This is a genomic window from Streptomyces sp. NPDC002076 (genome assembly GCF_053593835.1).
This window is the reverse complement of sequence record NZ_JBSFDI010000007.1, coordinates 1-22,863: the sequence shown is the minus strand read 5'-3', so window position 1 is coordinate 22,863 and position 22,863 is coordinate 1. Positions and strand designations below refer to the sequence as shown.

16 protein-coding genes are annotated in these 22,863 nt (G+C 63.7%); 7 read left to right on the top strand and 9 right to left on the bottom strand.

Annotated elements, in window-relative coordinates:
• Positions 1-5: 5 nt before the first annotated feature.
• From ACWCQS_RS16645 to ACWCQS_RS16620, 6 genes are all read right to left on the bottom strand, one after another.
• Positions 6-629 carry a DUF2637 domain-containing protein gene (locus ACWCQS_RS16645; RefSeq protein ID WP_451005099.1) on the bottom strand — a complete coding sequence of 208 codons (624 nt, stop codon included), beginning with the start codon at positions 627-629 and terminating at the stop codon, positions 6-8.
• 83 nt (positions 630-712) lie between these two features.
• Positions 713-2,086, bottom strand: a complete 1,374-nt coding sequence (locus tag ACWCQS_RS16640; protein WP_451005098.1) for an FtsK/SpoIIIE domain-containing protein — start codon at positions 2,084-2,086, stop codon at positions 713-715.
• Positions 2,087-2,091: 5 nt separating this feature from the next.
• Positions 2,092-2,442: an SCO3933 family regulatory protein gene (locus ACWCQS_RS16635; RefSeq protein WP_451005097.1), complete on the bottom strand. Its 351-nt coding sequence runs from the start codon at positions 2,440-2,442 to the stop codon at positions 2,092-2,094.
• A 126-nt stretch (positions 2,443-2,568) separates the two neighbouring features.
• Positions 2,569-3,297: a GntR family transcriptional regulator gene (locus tag ACWCQS_RS16630; RefSeq protein WP_451005096.1), complete on the bottom strand. Its 729-nt coding sequence runs from the start codon at positions 3,295-3,297 to the stop codon at positions 2,569-2,571.
• Between the two features lie 89 nt (positions 3,298-3,386).
• Positions 3,387-3,824, bottom strand: a complete 438-nt coding sequence (locus ACWCQS_RS16625) for an ATP-binding protein (protein WP_451005095.1) — start codon at positions 3,822-3,824, stop codon at positions 3,387-3,389.
• A gap of 278 nt (positions 3,825-4,102) precedes the next feature.
• Positions 4,103-4,843: a GntR family transcriptional regulator gene (locus tag ACWCQS_RS16620; RefSeq protein WP_451005094.1), complete on the bottom strand. Its 741-nt coding sequence runs from the start codon at positions 4,841-4,843 to the stop codon at positions 4,103-4,105.
• Between the two features lie 90 nt (positions 4,844-4,933).
• Here ACWCQS_RS16620 and ACWCQS_RS16615 point away from each other — a divergent pair, with 90 nt between their 5' ends.
• Positions 4,934-6,019 (top strand): DUF1152 domain-containing protein, encoded by a 1,086-nt coding sequence (locus ACWCQS_RS16615; protein ID WP_451005093.1) that lies wholly within the window; start codon positions 4,934-4,936, stop codon positions 6,017-6,019.
• A 369-nt stretch (positions 6,020-6,388) separates the two neighbouring features.
• Positions 6,389-7,360 carry an HNH endonuclease gene (locus ACWCQS_RS16610; RefSeq protein WP_451005343.1) on the top strand — a complete coding sequence of 324 codons (972 nt, stop codon included), beginning with the start codon at positions 6,389-6,391 and terminating at the stop codon, positions 7,358-7,360.
• 611 nt (positions 7,361-7,971) lie between these two features.
• Here ACWCQS_RS16610 and ACWCQS_RS16605 read toward each other — a convergent pair.
• Both ACWCQS_RS16605 and ACWCQS_RS16600 read right to left on the bottom strand, forming a co-directional pair.
• Positions 7,972-9,789 (bottom strand): ATP-dependent nuclease, encoded by a 1,818-nt coding sequence (locus tag ACWCQS_RS16605; RefSeq protein WP_451005092.1) that lies wholly within the window; start codon positions 9,787-9,789, stop codon positions 7,972-7,974.
• A 16-nt stretch (positions 9,790-9,805) separates the two neighbouring features.
• Positions 9,806-11,887, bottom strand: a complete 2,082-nt coding sequence (locus tag ACWCQS_RS16600; RefSeq protein WP_451005091.1) for a 3'-5' exonuclease — start codon at positions 11,885-11,887, stop codon at positions 9,806-9,808.
• Positions 11,888-12,011: 124 nt separating this feature from the next.
• Here ACWCQS_RS16600 and ACWCQS_RS16595 point away from each other — a divergent pair, with 124 nt between their 5' ends.
• From ACWCQS_RS16595 to ACWCQS_RS16580, 4 genes are all read left to right on the top strand, one after another.
• On the top strand, positions 12,012-14,459 hold the full coding sequence (locus ACWCQS_RS16595) for an N-6 DNA methylase (protein ID WP_451005090.1): 2,448 nt from the start codon (positions 12,012-12,014) through the stop codon (positions 14,457-14,459).
• Between the two features lie 214 nt (positions 14,460-14,673).
• Complete coding sequence (locus ACWCQS_RS16590; RefSeq protein WP_451005089.1) at positions 14,674-15,672, top strand: restriction endonuclease subunit S; 999 nt, start codon at positions 14,674-14,676, stop codon at positions 15,670-15,672.
• A gap of 500 nt (positions 15,673-16,172) precedes the next feature.
• The gene (locus tag ACWCQS_RS16585) at positions 16,173-19,430 is read left to right on the top strand and encodes a type I restriction endonuclease subunit R (RefSeq protein WP_451005088.1); all 3,258 of its coding nucleotides are present in this window, start codon (positions 16,173-16,175) and stop codon (positions 19,428-19,430) included.
• Between the two features lie 41 nt (positions 19,431-19,471).
• A complete protein-coding gene (locus ACWCQS_RS16580) occupies positions 19,472-20,233 on the top strand; it encodes a M48 family metallopeptidase (protein WP_451005087.1) in 762 nt (253 codons plus the stop codon).
• A gap of 511 nt (positions 20,234-20,744) precedes the next feature.
• Here the strand turns inward: ACWCQS_RS16580 and ACWCQS_RS16575 are convergent.
• On the bottom strand, positions 20,745-21,983 hold the full coding sequence (locus ACWCQS_RS16575) for an IS701 family transposase (protein ID WP_451005342.1): 1,239 nt from the start codon (positions 21,981-21,983) through the stop codon (positions 20,745-20,747).
• A gap of 164 nt (positions 21,984-22,147) precedes the next feature.
• Between ACWCQS_RS16575 and ACWCQS_RS16570 the strand changes: the two genes are divergently transcribed.
• Positions 22,148-22,648 (top strand): SMI1/KNR4 family protein, encoded by a 501-nt coding sequence (locus tag ACWCQS_RS16570; RefSeq protein WP_451005086.1) that lies wholly within the window; start codon positions 22,148-22,150, stop codon positions 22,646-22,648.
• The last annotated feature ends 215 nt before the right edge of the window (positions 22,649-22,863 follow it).

Here is a 22,863-nt window from a genome sequence, read left to right as displayed (position 1 = left end):
CCGGGTCAGGTGAGTTGGGCAGCGATGGCCTCGGCCAGCGGCAGCGGGACGCCGAGCCGGGCTCGAAGGGTCGAGGTTTCGATGGGCGTTCCGGTCCGGGCGCGGTGTTCGTCGGCGACCTTGCGCGCGAGCGTGACGAGCGCCGGCGGAATCGGTGGACTGGAGGGTGGAGCCGGTTTCGGCTCAGCAGCGGGCAATTCAGGGGCAGGGGCTTCTGGTGCCATGGGTTCCGGGGCCGACTCACGCCCCGCCGCTGTGGTGTCCGCAGTTGCTCCGTGGGCGAGCAGCGTCCCGCCCAGGAAGGCGACCGCGGGCCATCCGGCGACGAGGATGCGCAGCCAGGCCGGTACGGCGCCCAGGTCGAGGAGCCCGGCCGTGGAGACGTTGGCGCCGAGCGAGGCGGTCAAGGCGACGAGGAACCAGCACCACCCGGCTGCCTTCGTCCCGCCGGAGCGGAGCCGCCGCCAGGCCGCCACCAACAGCAGGTCCACGGAGACCGGGTAGGCCCATGCCTTCCATCCGTGCTGTCCCGCAGCCGAGGCCAGGTCGTGCAGGTGGGCGAAGGACAGCGCGGCGGCGATCAGCGCTTGGATGAGTACTGCGTCGAGGCGGACGGGCAGGGCACGCACGGCGTGACTCCTTCCGGTTCCAGGCATGGAGGGGGTAGGGACTTGGCACGGGACGGCCGTGCCGGCCGTGGGAGCGGGTGCGGTTACTCGGTGACCGGGCGAGTCGTTGCCACAGGCCCAGACGCCTCAACCGGCATCGGAGGGGCGTAGGGCCGGAAGGGGTCGAGCGCCGGTACGTCGGGGGCGTGGTGAGCCGTCGCGCGGCAAGTGGCTGCAGCGTCGGCTAGGGAGAGATAGGGGGTACGGATGCGTGACCAGCCGCCGGAGGTGTCGCCGATAACGGCCAGACCGGGCAGCTCGGGGGCGACGGCGCAGGCCGCGAGGACGGCCTCAGGGGCGATGTCGCCGAGCGCCATCTTGGCCGAGGCTTCGTCGTTCACGCGGTGGCAGACGCGGCCCGTGAGCTGAGCGCGGAGCATGGTCGCGCCCTTACCGAGTTCGGCGCCGAAGCGCTGCCCACAGACTTCTAGGTAGATCCCGGCAGCCCGGCCGAGTTGGGCGAGCCGAATGAGCTGCGTGACCATTTCGTCCCGCCGTTCCTCCTCCTTCCGCGTGGCGACGAGGAAGAGTTCGGCCACTTCGTCGATGAAGAGGACGATCGGGGCGGGACGTGCGTCCTCGGGTAGTCCCCAGATGTCCGAGGTGATCATCTCTTCGGGAGTGCCGGGGGCGATGCCCTGCCGGGCCTTGATCAGGTCGTATCGGTCCTCCATTTCCTTCACGAGCACGGGAAGCAGTTCGGCCGCCTGGTCCGGGTCGGTCGCTAGGGCGGAGAGCCGGGGCCCGAAGGGTGCCAGCTCAACTCCGCGCTTGCAGTCGATTCCGACCAGGACTACCGGTTGGGCGGCAAGCCCGGTCAGCAGGTTCCGCAGGTACATGGACTTGCCCGAGAGCGTGGCGCCAAGCACCAGCTCATGCGGAACAGCCTGGTAGTCCCGCACGAAGGCGGTCGCGTCTTCCCGTAACGCCACCGGGATCTGAAGCGGACCGCCGTTGAGTCGACGGGGCATCCGCACCTTCCGCAGCACATCGAAGCCGACAAGCCGCAACTCGACGACGCCGGGCTTGATGTCCCGCACGTGGACGGCGTGGACACCCCAGGCATGCCGGAGGCGTTCGGCGGAGGCCGCCACGTCCGCCGGCTCCTGGCCCGGGGCCAGCCGCAGCCGCATGCGCAGACCGGTCGTGGTGGGCCGGATGACGCCCCGACGAGGAGGCACCGGTCGGACCTCACGGCGGGTGGCCGCCCGAACGGCCAGCGCCCGCCACCGGGACGGCTGCACTGTCAGGCCGCAGGCGTCCATGGTCGAGGAGTACGAGGCCAGCAGCCGGGCCACCGAGAGCGGCAGCCCGACCGTGGACCAGTACGCCGCCGGGTAGGCGCGCCGGGCGTAGGCGGCGCCACCTATCGCAGCGAGCGGACCGGCCAGCTCGGCCAACGTCACCAGGTCCGTCACGGCGATCAGCTCGCCTGAGCCATCGAGAAGGCACCCGGAGCCACAGCCGTCGCCCGGTAGGCGATGCCGTGCCGCTCCTGGCCGTTGAACACGCTCTGCCACGGCCTCGCCACCAGACCCGGCAGCGACACCGGAGCACCGACCGTCAGTCCCTCGGTCACTCCGCTTTCCGGGACAGTGACCTGGATCAGCGACGACTCGCCCTCGTCGATGTAGACGACGCCGACGGTCATCAGCGCCTCACCGGTCACCGCATCCTTGGCGATCTCCCCGGTCTGCCGATCGCGCACCTTCGGCGCCGGGGCCTCGGTGAGCAGAATGGTGGCGGTCGAGGCGTCAACTCGGATCACACGCACAGGGATTGCTCCTTCTGGGATCGACCAACCTGCCGACCTGACAGGTTGACTTAGCAAGTTCGAAGCTAGAGATGACAGGTTGACTTGTCAAGTCGCTATCGCGGGAGGCTAGCCCGAAGGGCGGGATCAGCTCAGACGGTAGGTGTCTTCGAGTTCCTGCCGGTCAGCCGGGAGAAGCACTTCAGAGACCTGCAAGGACCGGCCGGAGGCGTCACAGGCGACGACCAGGACACTCAGCACCGGCATGCCGTCCGGCAGCTCCAACAACTCGGCTTCGCGCGCCTCGGGCAGCCGAGCCGACACGCGTTCGATCGCATGATCGAAGCGGACCTTCTTCCGCGCTTCGAGATGTTCACGGGTGCTACCGCTCAAAGGCTGACCGGACCCCAGCTCAGTGCCCTCGACCACGCCGGCAGGGAAGTACGACGAGACCAGCTCAACAGCTTCGCCGTCCTCTGTGACTAGGAAGCGGCGCACGAGAACCTCGGTCCTCTTCGGCAGGCCAAGCGCCGAGGCGATTCGAGCAGGCACAGGCACGTGTGCGACTTCGATCAGTCGACCCAGACCCTGCGACTCGTCGCGCTCCAGCGCCTCACGCCCCCGCCGATCCTTTTCTTCGACGACTTCCGGACGGCCCCGGACGATCGTGCCGTAGCCCTGCCGGGACTCCAACCAGCCGTCCCGTTTCAGCAACTCCAGCGCTCGCACGACGGTTGGGCGGGACATCCCGAAGGTCTGCACCAGTTGGTTTTCACTCGGTACACGACTGCCCGGCGCATAGGTGCCATCCTCGATACGACGCTGAAGCGTCCGCGCGAGGCGCACGTACTTCGGTGGCTCCACTTCATACGCCATGAACGCCGCCTGTCGAGATTGGCCAAGTCAACTGGTCAACCAGACTAGCGCCAGATTCAAGGCGACAGAAGAAGGGGTGGGCTATCCCGTCACGCCGGCCAGGCATCAGCCACCACGAACGAGACGACTGTTCCGCCGAAGTGGCTCGGCCCGGAGTGCCATGAGTCGGCGATGGAGGCAACGAGGAGCAACCCCCGCCCGTGGGCATCGTTCGCTTCCGGATGGCGCAGCCGCACGTTCGCCGGAAAACCCGGGTTGTGCACCTCGACACGGAGCGAGGTTCCCTCACGGAACCACTCGACTCGCACCAGCCAAGGGTCATCCGACTTCCCGTAGCAGATGGCGTTGGTCACCAGCTCCGAGATCATCAACGTGCAGTCGTCGACCGAGCAGGCCAGGTTGTACGGAGCGATGAACTTCCGGAACCAGCGCCGGGCCCGGGGCACGGACTCCGGTACAGGATGCAAGGTCATCGCTCCGAGCCGCGGCGAGTCCTGGCAGGGGTATCGGTCGATCGTGTAGGCCATGCGTGCTCACTCCTTGCCGCTGCCGTCGCAGTCGAGGCAGCGCCGCTTCGACGTGGCACGGTTGCGGTCATTGGCCGTGGCAAGCGCCAGCGCCGTTCGGGAGTCGACGCGCTTCCACCCACGCCCTCTACACCCCCGGCAAGCTAACCGCGCGTCCTGCTCCGGCCGCCGACTCGTCACGTCGTGCCTCCTTCTCGCCCAAGTGGCCTTAGCCACTTCCTGGATAGTGGCATTAGCCACTTCGAGAGTGCAAGCGGTTCGCCGCAACTGGCGCGTCGTCAGGTGAGCGGATAGCCCTGCTCGAACGCCCAGCGGTGCGGCGGATAGGTGGCTTCGGCGAACTCCAGAGGCCGGTCCTGCAGGTCGAAGACCACGTGATGAACGATGAGGACCGCGGATCCTGGCTGCAACCGCAGATCGGCCGCCTCCTCCTCCGTGGCGGGCCGAGCGCACATCCGGTCTTCCGCGTAGCTCCCTTGACGCCCTGTCATCCTCTCGACATACATCAGCGTCCCCTCCTGGATCCGCTCAGGGTCCATGAGCTTGGGAGCGCGCTGACCGACGTCTGGAGCGAACCACGAGGTGGAGAGCGTGATCGGACCGTCCTGGTTGTTTGTCACGCGCCGGCGGTGTACCGCTCGACGATCCTTCGCCAGGCCCAAGGCCTCGGCTGCGTACTCCGGCGCCTCCAGCCAACCGGCCGACGTGATCACCGCGTACTCTCCGGGCGTATAGATCTTCCCTGTCTGCCGGGCACGCCCGTACAACTCCCTTGCGCGCCGGTTCACTTCGAGGCTGCGCACGTAGGTTCCTGAGCCCTGGCGCTTCTCGACCAAGCCCTGATGGCTCAGCGCTTCCAGTGACCGCGCGGCCGTGGGCCGGGACACCTTCCAGTCCGTGGCGAGCTGCCGTTCCGAGGGCACCTCGTCCCCCGGGCGCAGGTCGCCCCGGAGAATCTGATCACGGATGTGGTGGGCAATCTGGAGATACTTCGGTTGCGCCTCTTCGATCTGAGGCATCTCCCCTCCTCCTAGTTCAACTGGCAACTGGCTATGGCCTCTAGCCACTATAGGGGGAGTGGCCAACCTGTAAACCCGTAGTCTGAACGCATGACGCGGGTAATCGTCGCAGCAGGAGGAGGAGGCGACGCAGTCGCCGCCGCCATGCTTCACGCCGCCTTCTACGGCGACGAAGACCAGGCGGTGGTCTTCACCTACGCCTGGGACCGCCTCTTGATCGACCCGCTACCGGGCCCTAGGCGACCTGCCGACTTCACCGCCCTGGAACGCCTCACCCCGTCCACCTGGGCAGTCCCGGCGCAGGCCCGTCCGATCGCACCCGCCGACTCCACACTCCCCCGGCTCGCAGCAGAGCTCCCGCACACCTACGCTCTGCTCGACCCCTACCGGGGAGCCGAAGGCCTCACCCACCAACTCGAAGACCTCGTGAACCACTTGGAGCCCGAGTCGATCGACCTCTTGGACGTGGGCGGGGACATACTCGCGCGGGGTGACGAGCCGACACTGAAAAGCCCACTCGCCGACGCCCTCTCGCTGGCCGCGTGCTGCCAAGTGAACGCTCCGGTGCGACTGCTCGTCGCGGGACCGGGCCTGGACGGCGAACTCCTACCGGAGGATCTGGCCGACACGCTCGGCCCCGTCGTCCACACCTTCACCTCGAGGGATGTGGAGGCGATCAGCTCAGTCATGGAGTGGCACCCGTCCGAAGCGACCGGGCTCCTCACGGCAGCGGCCAAGGGCGCGCGAGGCACGTGCGAGATCCGAGACGCAGGACTCCCCGTACCGCTCACGGACGACAGTCCGACGGTGCACGAGGTCGACCTGGACGACGCCCTCAGCCGCAACCAGTTGGCCCGAGCCATCATGGCAACCGCACACCTGGACGAGGTCGAGGCCTACAGCCGCGAGATCTGCGGCTACTCGGAGATCGACTATGAGCGCAACAAGGCGCTGTGGCTCAAGGAGCAGCAGCCGGCCAAGATCGACCCGGCCACGATCTGGTCCCAACTCGAGCAGTTCGAGAAGGAAGCCCGAGCCCGCGGAGTCACCCACACGACGTTCCGCCGCATCACCGAGGCACTGAACCTCAGCGGCTTGCAGCGCAACGACTTGCGGCGGCTTCTCATTAGTAGCCGGCCAAAGCAGTACGACGCGCCTCTCTGGCGAGTCGCATGACGGAAGGACAATTGGATCTCGTCACGCCTCGCAGGTTGTCTCGAACGGCATCGGCGTCCCAGCGGGCGCCGCTTAGCAGATGCTGCAGCCCGGCCGGGCCTCGGTGCGCTGCAGACCGAGCAGCGAGTCATATGGGCGACGCTTACTGCAGATGATTTGGGTCGTTGCTCCCCGTCCCGAGGTGCAGGCAGTACAACCAGGTGACGTGGGTAGGCAGTCATGTAGGAGCAGGCGCAATCTTCCTCTGTCATCTGGAAGGACCGACCTGTGGCAACCAGCACTGAACTGCAGCGACGTCGATTCCTGGAGGCGACCGTAGGCTCAGGGATCGAGATACTCCCCAAAGCTCATGGGGCGGTACTCTCTCGCATGGCGATCGGGGGCGTGCTGCTGGTCCTTCGCGGGGAGACAACTCCCGCCATCGAACTGCGGCTACGTCCAAACTCGTCCGTCGCGAGCATCCTCGCGAAACTGGATCGGTCAAACCAGCACCTCGCGCGGACCGTCGGCCATCCCCTCGAATGGGGCACCGCGGTTTACGGCTACTGGGACGGCCCGTACAAGCCGCTGGAATGGGAGCGCACTGTATGCGCCGTAAGTGCTGTCTACCGCCAAGATGTGAACTGGAACGCTCTGACAGATCCTGCCGACGGCTGGGAGCGCGGACACAGCGACATCGCTAAAGCCAGCCAGTGGGTCAAACGGATCAGGCAGACTTTCCAATGGACAATCGCGGCGCCTTTCAGAGAACTTCGAGGCGCGCCCTACGCTGCTGCTGCGGCCTCAGAGCCTAGTTCCCGGACGCCCGTGAACAAGCGACCGCAAGGACAACCCCGTTCCCAAGGCCACCATTTACCGCATCAGGCATCGAGTGGTAAGGAAGCACGTTTACTTCCCGCTCCATCAGCCACATCCTCCCCCACACCCCGACGCCCCTCGGCACTCCCGGTAACAATGCCAGTGAGCGACTACCGGATTCGGGTACGGGCGCTCGAGGACGCTCGCTCACCCGGGGCCCGGCCGAGCAGTTCCGTACTTGGCACGCGCCCTCAGCGATCGCGAGAAGCCCGTTCTTTGGTGATCCAACGATCCAGTGGACGTTGTGAGAATCCCCGATGCGGAAACCCTCAATTCGTCGAGTACACCGCTACCGGCGAACCGATCCTAGAAGTCGACCACGTAAACGATCTCGCCATGGGAGGAGAAGACCATCCCGCAAACATGATCGCCCTTTGCCCGAACTGTCATGCTGTCAAGACCCGTGGCGCTGAGGGAGAGTCCATGCGTCAAGAACTTCATCGGGTCGCCCGACTCAGGCACGCAGCGGCCATGAACCCTTAATTGCACAGCCAAGCCGAGGCAAGCGGTGTCAAGCAGCAGGTGAAGCCACAACGTCAAGCATCAACCGAGACAAGACACCGGCCCCAGCAGCCAGGTCCCAGCCAGCCTGCCCAGCCAGCCTGTGCCCAGCCAGCCAGTGAGTTACAACTTTCTTTACTGGTTCCAGCCTGTGCCCAGCCAGCCAGTGAGTTACAACTTTCTTTACTGGTTCAAGGCGGCTCGCTCCGCTCACCGCGCGCGGCCCGGCCCCCGGCCGGGCCTGCGCTCCTGTCTCCGCCCCGCTCCAGCCCGGCCGGCGCCCGTGCCGCGCTCATGGCAATCAGTCGCCTGATGCCAGAGAAGGGGTACATCGTGGCTGGGGCGGTCGGCTCCACGGCTTTAGGCAGCCACTTTGGCGCGAGCCTCGAAGATCATGGCCCCAACGTCGTGCTTTACCGGGCAGGTCCACAGACTGCCCGACGCGCCGAAAGCTTACGGGGCCATGATCACTCGCGCCAAAGCAGCTCCAGCCCAAAGCCGCTCCGCCAACCTCAGCCGCCAATGCTGCCATAACTGTCGAAGCGGACAACCCCCTGACGCCAGGTGAGGATCGGGGAACTACAACTGGAACATTAGGTAATTCGTGGCCATGCAGGTACGGGGCAACCGCACGTCTGGCGCGGAAAGGACGCGACCTCAAGTGGCAGATGGACGGCCGGTGGCGGCAGGGTCGGCGCGATCAGTGCATCTTGAAATTCCGGCAATTGCCGGTACGAAGCGACATCCCGACCCACAAACAAATCTTCGAGCACTCCGAGTAGGCTGTCGATCCGTGCTGGCAACGGCGAAGACTTGTCCGCGTATGCTTGGCTGAGAGACGCACCGATGTTGGCCGCCTTCCAGGGGTTATCTTTTTCCTCTGTTATGCCGAGCCAGCGCTCAATGGTACCCGTGAGACGGACCGCACCGACGAAGAATGATTCCGAATCGTTGGCGGACGCCGCAAGCGCGGTGAGTGCCGATGCGTCCTCGCAGAGCCGCTTCTTTAGATTATTCTGGCTTGTGGCCATAACGGCATCCTCGTCCCAGAGAACAATATGGGGAATACCGAACAGAGACAAGGTGCTCGATGCGCGATGCAGCTCGAATTTGCCGAACGCGCTGAGGACTCCAACATTGGGCCCGAGTTTAGCCAGAAGACCCCGACGGGCCAGCCACTCGAAGAACAACACGTCGCTGGGTCCTTCGACTACGATCACTCGGTCAGCGAAAAACGCGGCGGCCCTGTGGACGTCCAGGTCGTAGAGAACTCGGTCCCGTTCCTCATCAGCCGCGGTCAAGCGGGTGGCCTTGAAACAGGAACGTGATCCCAAGGCATAAGCCGAGCGCGTATGTATGTCTGAGAGAACTCTGTTCACGAGAGCGGGAGGAGGCGACGCCACTTCGATACGATGAAGTGAACGACGAACCCGGGTGATCGCTTCAGGCGAAGTCTCGGCAGCCGCAATTACGGACGCGCTGTGCGTGGTGATCGTCACTGCCGTGTTACCAGCGGCAACAAGTTGGTGCAGGTCGTGGGCAAGCCGTGTTACCTGGGAAGGATGGAGGAAGGCCTCGGGTTCCTCAAAGAGGATCCACCGGAACGCCCCCTCTTTGGCTTGAGCCCGTAGCCGCGCCGCCGCTTGAATTAGTGCGGCGATCATGGTGCGTTGCACACCAGATCCCTGAGTCTCCAGCGGGCGATGGGTTCCCTCCTGGTGGAGTCGCAGCTCGATGAGATGGCGCATGATCAGCTCGTTGGACAGCTCCCCGACGTCAACCTTTGCAGAAATGCCCCACGGCGTCAGCGCCTCGTCGAGATCACTTTCCAGGTCAGTGATAGGCCCTTCCTGCAAGGCGCTACTCAGCGTTCCAAGAGCAGCCCTGACGGTCATGAGCATAGTTTCAATGTGTCGCTCAGAGAAAGCCAGGAGTAGTACGTCACGCAAGGGCGAGGGGCCGGTGACCGACGTATGGTCGGCCATTTTGCTAATCGCCGGGATGTAGACGCACTGACCGAGCTTGGCGGCACTTGTCCAACCGGTCGGCTGCGGTTCGCTGCCGTCCTGGGGAATCAGGTAGTAAGCCCCAACAAGACGGTCAGCTCCCTTGGTGAACCAACGCCGGATCCGGAGCAGTTCGCCGTCGGCAAGATCGACGCCGATCTGCTTGGCTTCGGCAGCGTCAACGCTATAGTCGATCTGCACCCAGGATTCTGCTCCACGTTCCGCGTGCCAGGGAAGGTCCCGGGTCTCGTCCCAGTCAAGTGCGCCGTAGAACAGTAGAACGGCATCTATCAGAGTGGACTTTCCCGCGTTGTTCGGGCCGATCAGCGCACTGAATGAACGCAGGTGCAGTTCGACGTCGAGGGCACCGCGAACATTCCGGATAGCCACGCGTAGCGGGCGCATGGGAGGCTCCTCGAACTCAGCGGGGAAGGAAGGGGCTAGGAGTCCCGGAGTACGACACGTACAGCCGATCACGGGCACGAGTGCACGCGACGTAGAGGACGCATCGCTCCCTCTGCACACTCTCCTGATGGGCGGCCCTGTCGATTTCGAACGGAACGATCGCCCGGTCGTGCGGTATCACCTTGTCCTGGACGCCGACCACAGCAACGCACTGAAACTCCAGGCCCTTCATGCTGTGCATCGTGCCGACTTGGACCCGACCGCCGGACGGACCGGGCCGCTCGGGTTCGATGCCCGCGGAGCGAAGTGCGTCCGCCACGTCGTCGGACTTGGCATTAACCCGGGCCGCGACGGCGATCGCACCCGGTTCGACACCGTCGGCTAGCCAGGCCCGCACTTGGGAGACTACGGCCCCCCGCTCCTCAGACCACTCGGTGAACCGCCGGACTATCGGCCGGCGGCCATGCATCGGCGACTCGTAGCCGTCCCGGCTGTCGGGCCAGCCATCGAGGTCGTCTTCGGACACGAGCCCCAGCACCCGGACGGCCCAGCTGAGGATCTCCTGGGTGGTGCGGTAGCTGACGGTGAGTCTCTGTGTTCGCCCGACAATGTTGATCCCCGTGTTCTTCAGAGGTACCCGATGCTGCCAGATCCTCTGATGGGGGTCCGCAACGAGGAACAGGTCGTCCTCGGCCGGGCGGGCGGCCGCCCGAAGTAGCCGCCACTGCGCGGGATGCAGGTCCTGGGCCTCGTCGACAATGACGTGCCGGTAGGCGGCAGGCCCGTCCTCCTGCCGCAGGATTCGTGCCGCCTCATCGGCTACCTGCAGGTACGACCAATGTCCGAGGTCTTTTAGCTCAGTCCGCAACGCCTCGATGGCAGCCCAAACAGCCGGCCGCTCCGAGCGAGTTAGACCCTGGCCTCGGCCGGTGCGTGCTGCTGTCAGATACGCCTGCAGCGTGGTGATGTCTTGGGCAAGCAGCACCTGCTCCCATTCATCGACCAGAAATTCACCGGCATAGTCCGGGTGCACGGTGTCGGCCAGGCCGACCAGTTCGCGCGACTTGAGCACCACCGGGCGGCGTCCGAGCCGGCCGCTGACCACCCGGGCAGCAAGCTGATCAGTGGTGATCACCTCGATGCGTTCACGGTCCTCAGGGTTCTTGACAAGCTGATCCAACTGACGAGCCAGCTCTGCGGTGAGCGGGCGACTGTAGGTGGTCAGCAGGATCGGCGTGCCGCTGTCGTAGCGCCCGGCGAGATACGCAGCCCGATGCAGGGCAGTCACCGTCTTGCCAGTGCCCGGACCGCCCGTGATCATCACAGAGCCGAGATAAGGGTCGTGATAAGCGATCCGACGCTGCATCGGATGAAGAAAGATCCTCCACAGAGCAAATGGCGGGCGCAGCAGCTTCTCAAGTTCTTCGGGGCCACTGACGAGTGCGACTTGGTCGGGGGTCCGCCCGATCGCTGCAGAAAGATCATCCGGCTCTACCCGAGCAGGCTTGGTGGCGTTGACGAGATGCTTGCTGACCTCTTCCCAAGTCTCCTCAACCGTCATCCCGGAAGCTAGCGCGACGAGGACGTCGTACTGGAGTGACGGCAGCATGTGCTGGAGGGCGTCCAGGTGCGCCTCCCTAGTCAGCAAGCGAACGATCGGCAGCACTTGGTCATCGATGCCAAGTGCGCGGAAGTCCGAGTCCTTGACATGGTCGAAGAGCCGGGCCGGTGTAGCTTCGGCGGCCAGACGCAGTGTGCTGGTCATGTTCTGCAGTTGCGTCTCGTCGCGCACTTCAAGGACGCCGAGAACCTGATTGACGGTAAACAACCTCGTCGTGGCCCAAGCGATCGCATCGTCGTGTGGCAGGACGCGCAGGAGGCAGTAGAGGTCTCCCGTCGCCGGCGCCAGGACAACCCCGCGATAGAACTGATTGATGCGAATTGTCCTAATTCGCGGGTCTTCAGACCGGTTGAGCTTCTCCAGATGCAGTCCTGCATGGGCGGCTTGGGCGAACTTCCCGAGCGCGGCCTGGACTGCCTTCTGGACAGGCTTCTCCAGCTTGGCGTACTCAGAGAGGAAATCCTTGGCGATCGCCAACGGCGGCACGGGCACTCCTCCGACGGGGTGGGCAACCCTCATGTTAAGTCGTCGATGATCTGTGCTGCACAGTATCGTAGGGGCTTCTGTGACCTGCCTTGACTGACGACTGGGGGCTCGGCCTGTGGCGAAGCTGACGTTGCCGCAGCTGGAAGCGCATCTCTTCGGTGCGGCTGACATCTTGCGCGGCAAAATGGATGCCTCGGAGTTCAAGGAATACATCTTCGGAATGTTGTTCCTTAAGCGTTGCTCCGACCAGTTCGAGACCATCCGAGCCCGAGTAATTGCCGAACAGGTCGCGGCGGGCCGGACACAGGTCCAGGCTGAAGAGATCGCTGAGAACCCGGCGTTCTACCAAGGCGGGGACTTCTTCGTGCCGATAGCAGCCCGATGGAAATACCTGGTAGGCAAGTCGGCTGAGAACGGAGTCGCGGACCTGCTTAACAAGGCCTTGGCCGCACTGGAGACCGCTAACTCCACAGCGCTGCAAGGCGTGGTCGGGCACATCGACTTCAACCGCAAGGTCGGCAAGACGTCCCTGTCGGACCAGAAACTGCGGGCCCTGATCAAGCACTTCGACCGCTACCGGCTCCGCAACGAGGACTTCGAGTTCCCCGACCTGCTGGGCGCCGCCTATGAATACCTCATCGGCGAGTTCGCCGACTCGGCGGGCAAGAAGGGCGGCGAATTCTACACCCCTCGCGGCGTCGTTCGGATGATGGCGCGCCTAGTCGAGCCACACTCGGGGATGCGGGTTTACGACCCATGCGCTGGCTCCGGCGGCATGCTGATCATGTCGAAGGAGTACGTCGCAGAGACAGGCGAAGACGCTCAGGACCTGCGCCTTTACGGTCAGGAGGCCAACGGCGGCACCTGGGCCATTTCCAAGATGAACATGATCCTTCACGGCATTGTTAACGCAGATTTGGAGAACGACGATACCCTTTCCAACCCATTGCACATCGAGCCGGATGGCTCGACACTGACGCTCTTCGACCGGGTGCTCACGAATCCACCCTTCTCGCAGAACTATGTGCGCGCCGGAATGAAGCACACCGACCGCTTTGAATACGGCTGGACTCCAGAGACTGGTAAGAAGGCCGACTGGATGTTCGCCCAGCACGTACTCTCCGTACTCCGGCCCGATGGCATCGGCGCCACGGTCATGCCTCACGGCGTACTGTTCCGTGGCGGCGAGGAACAGGAAATCCGCAAGAAGGTAATCAAGGCCGACCGGCTGGAGGCAGTCATCGGCCTCGCCTCGAACCTGTTCTACGGCACTGGCATCCCGGCGTGCATCCTCATCCTGCGTGGTCCTGGAGTCCGTCCGGTCTCACACCAGGGTAAAGTCCTGTTCATCAATGCTGACCGCGAGTTTCTATCCGGCCGTGCCCAGAACTACCTTGAACCCGAACACGCCGAGAAGATCGTCGCAGCCTATCGGGCCTATCTGGCTGACCCAGCACACGACATCCCGGGTTTCGCTCGCGTGGTGTCGGTCGAGGAACTGGAAGACAACGGGTTCAACCTCAACATCCGGCGATACGTCGACAACAGTCCACCGCCAGAGCCTCAAGACGTACGGGCGCATCTGCAGGGCGGTGTGCCAAAATCCGAGGTCCATGAGCAAGAGGCCGCTTTCCAGGCGTACGGGGTGGACGTGCACTCCCTATTCGTCGAACGGGATGCCGACTACTACGACTTCCCGGCAGATGGCTGGCGATCGGTTGCCGCCCGTATTCCGGAGCTGGCCGCGCCCGCCGAAGCGCGCGTGCGTGACGCATTCGACGCGTGGTGGGGCCGGCACAGCAAACGCCTGAGCGAGTTGCCCGACACGCACAAGGTCATGGACACCCGAGCCGAGCTGCTGGAGTCTTTCGTTGCAGAACTCGAACCCCTTGGCACGCTCGATCGCTTCCAACTCTCCGGCGCTGTCGCCTCTTGGTGGGGCAGCGTCCAATATGACATTCGCACGCTGGCCTTCCATCAGTTCAGCGGAGTCGTCCAAGGTTGGCTGACGACAATCCAGACTGCTTTCGCGGATGACAGCGCAGGGGTTCTGAACTCCCAGCGTCAGGCAGCCGCCAAACGCAAGGCTCGGGAACACCCGTTGGTCCCGTACGTCCTCTCCGACTACCTGAACGAGCTTGAGGAAGCAGAGAACCTGCGGGCCGAACTCGATGCCAAGGTCAAATCCCTCACTGCTGCCTCAGAGGACGACTCTGACGCGGCCGAAGAGGTGGACCCTGTTGTGCTGAAGCGCCTGCGCACCCAGCTCACGGCGACCAAGACTAAAGTCCGCAAACTGGAAGCTGCCTTCGTTGACCAACTCGGTGCGAGCGTCAGCCTAATCCACGAGAATGCAACAGAATCCGACCTGGTCATGCGCATCCTCAAAGCCGATCTCAGCCGCCGCCTTGACGCTCGCCTCACCATCGGTCGCAACTTCTTGATCGACCGGTATAGCAGGTGGGCCACCAAGTACGCAGTGACGCTCCCCGAACTTGAAGCCCAGCGACTCACCACAGCCGCCCGAGTCAACGAGATGCTGCGGGAGCTCGGATATGAGTAATCGGATTGGAATTCCGAATCTGGCGGGGTGGCGAGAAGAGCGCTTGGTTGACCTTTGCAGGTTGATTTCTCGTGGTACAGCCCCGGTATACGTCGACGACAGTTCGGTTTTTGCTATCGGCCAGAGGTGCGTCCGAGAAACAGGATTCGATGCGAGTGCCGCTCGGCCACACTCACATAGGATAAAGAACGTTTTGAGGGCCGAGCATGGGGACGTGCTTCTGAACTCGACAGGTACGGGAACTATCGGCCGCAGCTGCATCTTTAATGACGATCGAGACTATATGGTCGACGGGCACGTCACCGTACTCAGGGCTGACAGGTCGAAAGTGGATCCCCGCTGGATTGATGCAGTACTGAGATCTCGGTGGGGCCAGCAGCATTTGGAATCACACTGCTTCACAGGTTCAACGAATCAGGTCGAGTTGTCACGATCCGACTTGTTGGAAACATGTGTTCCGATTCCTGACCTGGATGAGCAGCGACGGATCGCAGACATCTTCGATACGCTCGGTAGGCAGCTATCTCAGGAAATTGAGGAACTGAACAAACTCGCGCTTTTGCGTGATGCACTGGCCGAGGATTCAATCGCATCTGCGATTGAATCCTCGGATGGATACAGCAGGCTGGGAGAGCTGGCCCAGATTGCTAGTGGGGTGACCCTCGGAAGCGAGCCGACCGGCGGGAGCTCCGTAGAGCTTCCCTATCTCCGTGTAGCAAACGTACAGGATGGCTATTTCGATACCGGCGAGATGAAGTTGGTGCGCATCTTGCGTTCTCAAGTAGAGCGGTACGCTCTCAGAGCAGGGGACCTCCTGCTCACAGAAGGGGGTGACTGGGACAAACTTGGGCGCGGAGCCGTCTGGGACGGACATCTTCACCCCTGCCTCTACCAGAATCATCTATTCCGCGTTCGCTGTGACCCACGGCGCCTTCTGCCAGAGTACCTGGCCTTGTATACCTCCTCCGTTCAGGGGAAAGCATACTTCGCTCGCATTGCAAAACAGACTTCAAATCTCGCCACAATCAATTCAACTGAACTCAAAGCTATGCGTGTACCAGTACCTCCGCTCGATTTGCAGCGCAAAATCGTCGACTCCATTCAGACCTGCACTGAAAGCATCGAGAGATCGAAAGAATCCCTAGCAAAGATTCAGTCTCTCAAGCAAGGTTTGGCCGAGAACCTGCTGACTGGGCGGGTACGGGTTGCATGAGGTGGGCGAGGCCCGAACGATTTTGCGGCGGCCTGTAGCTGGCCGAGGGGCGGTGTCGGATTCTCAAGCGAAGGGGTCAACTATGCCGCTGATCACGACCTTGGACGCCGAGGTCGAGGTGGCAGCCGCAGCTGATGAGGGCACGAAAAAATTCTGTCGCGGGCGAGAGCCAATGCCGAGGGTTCTGCAAGAAAGATTCGTTAGGTCTCGGGGACTCGCAGCAGGGAACATTGGATCGTTGTCCATCGGCTCACGATGATCCTCGTATGAAGCTGGCGAAGGTGAGTGGCCAAGTTAGCGTCCAGGGCTCCAATAACTCCTGGGGGACCTGAGCTTGGTCGCGAGCGCCTCGTCAGGCTCCTGAAGGGGTAGAGCGTGACGAACTCACGCGTTTACTCTAGAGCTGCCCAACTGGGGGGAAACCGTGGCGCGTTGCGGTCTCCACAGGCAATGATTGGGGCTGCCGCTGATCGCATACTGCCGCAAAGCGAGGGACGCTCGTGTCTGGGCCCGAGTACGTACAGGTTGAGGCGCCACTACTTCGACAGTTGACGCTGATGGGGTGGGAACATCTGCCTGGCCAAGCGGAGGGCGCATTTAAGCCCACGGACCCGACAGATTCTGGACGCGAATCGTTCGCGGAGGTCCTCATGGAGTCGCGACTACGTCAGGCGCTCCGTGCCATCAACCTAGGGCCGGATGGTGTTCCCTGGCTAGACGACGCGCGGATCAGCCAGGCGCTGGGCGAGCTGACCCGGATCACAGCTAAGGGTCTGCTAGAGGCCAACGAACTGACGACCGAGCTGCTGATCAAGGGCGTCACCGTGCCTGGTCTGCCAGGCTGGGACGGAGGTCGGGACCAACGCGTCCACTTCATCGACTGGAAGCACTGGCAGCGCAACGAATTCGTGGTTGTGTCTCAGTTCCGGGTCGACGTGCCGGGCACGAGCGGGCTGAAGCACATCACACCCGACGAGGTGCTGCTGGTCAACGGCATCCCCTTGGTCGTCGTGGAGTGCAAGAAGCCTAGTAGAGGCGACGCAATCGCCGCAGCCGTGACGCAGCTAAGGCGGTACGCCGGCCAGGGCCGCGGCCAGATCCCCTCCGGAAATCCGAAGCTTTTTCATACGGTCCAGCTGACCTTGGCGACCTGTGGGGAGCGGGCACGCCTGGGCACCTTCACGGCCGAAGCCGAGTACTACGCGCCGTGGCGCGACCCATACCCGCTGACCGACGCAGTGATCGCAGCGGGGCTTGAGTGCGACGAGCGGTCGATCACCGAACAAAGCCGGCTCACCGCAGTGGTGCTGCACCCTGAGCGGCTGCTGCAGATCATCCACGACTACGTGACTTTCATGACGCTGGACAACGGCATCCGGATCAAGGCGGCGCCGCGCTACCAGCAGTACCGCGCGGTCGAGAAAACCCTGGAGCGCCTACTGACGGGTGCCACGCGCGAGGAGGACGGCGTCCAGGACCGGCGAGGCGGGATCATCTGGCATACCCAGGGCTCCGGTAAAAGCCTCACCATGACGTTCCTCGTACGCCGCATGCGGTCGATCCCGGAACTGTCTGCGGTCAAGGTCGTGCTGGTCACCGACCGGACCCAGCTACAGACGCAGTTGTCCGAGACTCTTCGGCTTACCGGTGAAGAAGTCGAGGAGGCTAAGCGGGTCAAGGAAGCCAAGCGGCTGCTGGCAGCAGACGGCCCAGGCATCGTCGCCGTGATGATCCAGAAGCAGCAGGACGTGGCGGCACGGAATACCAATGGCGAGCTGGGCGAGGCCGTGCCCTCACTTGGGGAGCTCAATGACAGCAGCGCGATTGTGGTCCTCATCGACGAGGCGCACCGGTCGCACAGCTCCACTCTGCACATGAACCTTCTGGAGGCGCTGCCCAACTGCGCCCGGATTGGTTTCACGGGAACCCCGATCATCATGGGTAAGCGGAAGAAGACCTCCCAGATCTTCGGCAGCGTCATCGACACCTACCGGCTGACCGACGCCGAAGCCGACGGCGCGGTCGTGCGAATCTTCTACGAGGGCAACACCGTCAAGGGCGCGGTCAAAGACGGCCGAGACTTGGACGAGGTCTTCGAGGACCTATTCGCCGAGCAAAGTGAGGAGGACCGTGAGGCCCTGCAACGCCGGTACGCCACCAAGGGCGACGTACTCGAATCGGAAGAGCTGATCACTGCCAAGGCCAGGCACCTACTGCGGCACTACGTCACGACCGTGATGCCCGGTGGCTTCAAGGCCCAGCTAGTGGCGAACAGCCGCGAAGCAACACTGCGCTACCGAACTGCTCTGCTCATCGCGAGGGACGAACTGGTCCGCCAGGCCGAAACAATCTCGGCACGGTTGCTCGACACACCACTGGACCAGCTGACTGCCCGACAGATAGCGCAGGTCAACTCACATCGGAATCTCGAACTTCTCCGGGCCATGGACTTCACTCCGGTCATCTCACCTGGCGCTGGCGAGCACGAAGAGCGTTTCGCCGAGTGGACCGCGCGGAAGACGCAGGAACGCAGAATTGACGATTTCACTAAGCCGTTCCCGGCGGAACTAGGGCCTGACGACCGCCCGGTTGCATTCCTAATCGTCAAGTCAATGCTGTTGACCGGATTCGACGCGCCGATCGAGCAAGTGCTCTACATCGACCGCTCACTCAAACAGGCCGAGCTGTTGCAGGCTGTCGCCCGGGTCAACCGGCCGACCAAGGGCAAGAAGTGTGGTTATGTCGTCGACTATTTCGGTGTCGCAAACCATCTGACCGAAGCGCTCAAGGCCTACGCCGCCGACGATGTCGATGGAGTCCTCCTTGACCTGCGTGAGGAAGTCGCCAAGCTGGATCCCATGCGTCGACGCCTACGAGCGGTCTTCACCGACCACAGTTTGGCCCCTTCTCGTACGACTCTGGAGGACTGTGTTCTTCTGCTGGATGATGGGGCCCGATTTGACAGATTCGAGGCTGAGCTCAGGCGGTTCCTCACCACCATAGACGTGATCCTGCCCGAACCGACCGTGCGTCCCTTCCTGAAAGACGCCATCCTCTTCGCGGAGATCGCGATGCGAGCCAAACGCAGGTTCCGGGTCGACGGTGGCGACTTCGATCCCACAGCGTACGGCGCGAAGGTGCGGCAACTGCTCGACGATCACCTACTGTCACTAGGCATCGATCAAATGCTGCCACCTGTGTCGCTGACAGCGGACGACTTCGAGGAGAAGGTAGCCGCACTCCCCGGGGCCCGAACCCGCGCCTCGGAGATGGAACACGCCGTGCGGGACCACATCGAGATCAACCGGGGTAAGGACCCGCACTTCTACAAGCGGCTCAGTCAGCGCCTCGAAGAGATTCTCCGCGACTACGCCGAAAACTGGGAACAGCAGGTCGCCCTTCTAGCCGACCTGGTCACCGAGTTGCGAGCGGACCGCCCAGCGCCCGATGATTCGCTTAGCCCGGTCGAACGGGCTTTGTACGGCGTCCTGTTGGAGGAAACCGCGAGGGACGGAGTGATCGCCCCGGAGACCGACCAGTGGTTGTGCGACATCGCCAGTGGCGTGTATACGCACGCCCAGCAGGTGACTCATCGACGTGATTTCTGGCGTAGCCCCGTCGATCAGGAGGACTTCCGACGCCAAATAGTTCAGTCGCTGATCACCCAGGATGCAGCGCCGATCGACAAGGTCGATTCGCTGGCCGACCAACTGGTGGAAGTGATCAGACACCGTCGCGCGGAAATTCCGCGCCCTTAACCCCATGCCTGTCGAGGGATGTCCCGGACGGGTGCCAGGATATGACAGTGAAAGGTTCAGCGGCCGTCGAGGTCCTACGAGTCGACGACCTCGACGTCCAAGTGCGAGTCAGTGAGCGACGGCGACAGGTCAGGCTGACGGTCGAGCGTGACTCGACCGTCAGCGTCACCATCCCCCCGGGGACCCAGCAAGCCGAGCTGGTCAAGCTGATCAGAAGCAGGCGGCAATGGTTGTACGGCAAGCTCGCCGAACGCGAGTCGCTAAGCGAGAGCAGACCCCCTCGCGAGTATGTCTCTGGAGAGGGCTTTCCCTACCTAGGGCGTAGTCACCGGCTGCTGGTTGTTGAGGCCGGCCCGACCGATGTGCGGCTGCTGCGAGGCCGACTGGAGATCCGGCAGGAGGTGCTCCACGATGCACCAACGGCTCTGGTCGCCTGGTATACCCGGCGTGGGGCAAGCTGGTTGCCCGGTCGGCTCCGGCCGTGGGCTCAGCGGATGGATGTCGCTTGCGGTGACCTTCGGGTCCGTCCTCTTGGCTACCGCTGGGGGTCCTGCTCGCTTCATGGCGATCTCAACATCCATTGGGCAACCATGCAGCTTCCACCCGATTTGATCGATTACGTACTCGTGCACGAGCTCGCCCACGTGCGTGTGCCCAATCACAGCGAAGGATTTTGGCGGATGGTTCGGCGAGCCATGCCCGACTGTCAAGCCCGTCGCGACCGGCTTAGACGGCTGGGGCCCGATCTCTGGTTGCCAGAAACGAAGGTCGCCAAGTATAGAGTCACCGATCATGGTTCGTAACTGACCGATCATGGACCATCTGTGGACCCGGCCGTGCCTTCTTACACCGCACGGAGTCTTGACCTGTAACAATGTCGAAGTCCCCAACGGCCTCCGGAGCCGTGTGCGCAGGTTCGAATCCTGCCGGGGGCACTCGCCGAGGATCAGCAGAAATCAAGCGCTGACCAGGGCGGATGCCGACACGAAAGAGCGGGAGACAGTCTCACTGTCTCCCGCTCTTTCTCCTTGTTGCGCACCGATCACGTGTGGGGAGCGTGTGAGCCACACACCCGTCGGCCAACACCCTTCCTCGTAGCTCCGCGCTGGATCTGGCACAGGTGTGACACGGGAAGCTTCTGATCGGTGGTGCCGTGGCCGCCGGACTTGCCACCTCCCCGGGGGGGCTTTGCCGGGGCTGTGGGCTCACCGCTTGTACTGGAGGGCGTAGCAGCAGGAGGTGGTCGTTTCCCTCGAAGGTGGTCAGGCCGACGCCTCGACCGCCTTCTAGTACTCCAGCTGTAGAACGTGATCTTCATGTCTGATTCGCGGCTTGTCGGTGGTAGTGGCTGGCCTGGGCTCGGGCCTGGTGGCGGCGTCGCCAGGCGGACCAGCGGAGCCGGTGGGCTGCATCGTGCAGGGGCCGGACGACCAGCGTCGTGAACAGTCGCTGAATCTCGTTGCAGGTGAGCGGGATCAGCCCGTCCGGGGCGGGATGGCGGGCGTGTTCGTCGGCGCGGACGACGGCGAGGAAGGCGTGAGCGAGCATGGCCAGGGTGATCCAGCGAGACCACGAGGTAAAGCGGCGGACTTGGTGCTCGTCCAGTCCGGCCAGGCCCTTTCCGGCCTGGAAGGTCTCTTCCACCCGCCATCTTGACCCGGCGACCTGGACCAGCCTGGTCAGGGGTACCGGATCGGGCGACCAGCAGCGGTAGTAGGCGAGTTCACCGGTGGTGCGGTTGCGACGGATCAGCAGCCGGTGGCTGCTGGGCTGGGCTTCGACCAGGTCGATGACGGCCCAGTCATAGAAGCGGTGCCCCTTGGCGCCGGCCCCTGCCGACAGTTTCTGCCAAGCCCGCTTCGGCACCCTCGCGGCCAGGGCATCCGCGCGGAACTTCCCCGCACCGGTGGTGACTTCAGCCGAGCAGGCGACGGCGAGCACGTAGCCGACCCCGCGCTCTTCCAGCGCGGAGCGCAGTTTCGGGTTGCCGCCGTAGACCTCGTCACCCGCAACCCAGCCCACGCGGTGCCCAGCGTCAAGGAACCGGCCGATCATGCGGGCGGCCAGATCCGGCTTGGTCGCGAAGACGGTGTCCTCGCCCAGGCCCGCGGCTCGGCAGCGGTCCAGGTCGCACGTCCACGAGCGCGGGATGTACAGCTCACGATCCACCGCCGCGTGTCCGCGGCGGGCCGCGTAGACGAGGTAGACAGCGACCTGCGCGTTTTCGATCCGCCCGGCGGTGCCGGTGTACTGGCGCTGGACCCCGACCGTAGAGGTCCCCTTCTTCAGGTCACCGGTCTCGTCGACCACCAGGACCGCCTCGTCGTCGTGGAGGTTTTCCACGACATAATCGCGAACGTCGTCCCGGACGGCGTCCGCGTCCCAGGAGGCACGGCACAGCATGTGCTGCATGCCGTACGGGCTGGCCTCTCCCGCCCACTCCGCGATCGTCCAGCAATTCTTTCGCGGCAGATCTGACAGGAGTCCGAGCACCAGCCGTGCCGCCCGTCGACGCGGTTCGACCCGCGCGAACCGGCCCGCCAGACGCCCCATCAGATCGTCGAAGGCTTTCTTCCAGCGGGTGGGATCTATGCTGTGGCCTGCGGCCATCGTCTCATCGTCAGTCCACACTACCTTCGATGATCAACGGTGGCCGTAATCAGTTGCCTCTGGTAGCCCGGGCAAGGCTGCCGGTGGCAGCTGCTACGAATGTCAGCATGACCGACGACGAGATCATCCACAGGATCCGAGAGCAGGATGCGGTCGGCGAGCTGCCGCCGCCTGCGCCGCCCGAGGCCGTGGCCGAGCTTGAGGCCGTGGTGGGGCATCCGATGCCGCCGCTCCTCAAACGGATCTATCTCGAAGTCGCCGACGGTGGGTTCGGCCGCTGGGGTGAGGCGTTGTCCCTCACCGATACGACCTACAGCTTCAGCGACAGCCATCGGCTGCTGGAGGAGTACTTGGGCTGGCGCGGACGCCCCAACTACCCGCCGTCTGTCGTACCGCTCCTGACGTGGGGCTGTGCGATCTGGTCCCTCGTCGACTACAGCACTCCGGAAGGCCGCATGTGGGCTTGGGATCCCAACGCCCGATGCCCCGAACACGGACACGCTTTGTTCCCCGAGGACCTCACACTGGCCGAACGGCTATGCGCGTGGCTGGACGGACGCTCGGACTTTCCGAAGGCGCCCGCTGGCCCGTACTGCTCAGACTGCTGAAACCGCGGCACTGCTGTGCGGCTGCATCCCGGTGGCCACTCTGCCAGGCATCTTGCGCGCCTTACAGGTCAGCCGAAGCGACCAGCACAACGAGCAAGATCCCGATCTACAGCTGGAGTACTAGTAGGGCCTGGTCAGGTTGGTACCGGTTCTGGCGTGTTGCGGTGACAGGTGGGGCAGGCGCCGGTCCAGACCGCGAGGAGCGACTGCAGTTC

Excerpts from the sequence above, each read along its gene's own strand:
- ACWCQS_RS16625 (WP_451005095.1), bottom strand. The coding sequence starts at position 3,824 with ATGGCCTACACGATCGACCGATACCCCTGCCAGGACTCGCCGCGGCTC.
- ACWCQS_RS16615 (WP_451005093.1), top strand. The coding sequence starts at position 4,934 with ATGACGCGGGTAATCGTCGCAGCAGGAGGAGGAGGCGACGCAGTCGCC.
- ACWCQS_RS16580 (WP_451005087.1), top strand. The coding sequence starts at position 19,472 with ATGACAGTGAAAGGTTCAGCGGCCGTCGAGGTCCTACGAGTCGACGAC.
- ACWCQS_RS16620 (WP_451005094.1), bottom strand. The coding sequence starts at position 4,843 with ATGCCTCAGATCGAAGAGGCGCAACCGAAGTATCTCCAGATTGCCCAC.
- ACWCQS_RS16570 (WP_451005086.1), top strand. The coding sequence starts at position 22,148 with ATGACCGACGACGAGATCATCCACAGGATCCGAGAGCAGGATGCGGTC.
- ACWCQS_RS16610 (WP_451005343.1), top strand. The coding sequence starts at position 6,389 with ATGGCGATCGGGGGCGTGCTGCTGGTCCTTCGCGGGGAGACAACTCCC.
- ACWCQS_RS16630 (WP_451005096.1), bottom strand. The coding sequence starts at position 3,297 with ATGGCGTATGAAGTGGAGCCACCGAAGTACGTGCGCCTCGCGCGGACG.
- ACWCQS_RS16575 (WP_451005342.1), bottom strand. The coding sequence starts at position 21,983 with ATGGGGCGTCTGGCGGGCCGGTTCGCGCGGGTCGAACCGCGTCGACGG.
- ACWCQS_RS16605 (WP_451005092.1), bottom strand. The coding sequence starts at position 9,789 with ATGCGCCCGCTACGCGTGGCTATCCGGAATGTTCGCGGTGCCCTCGAC.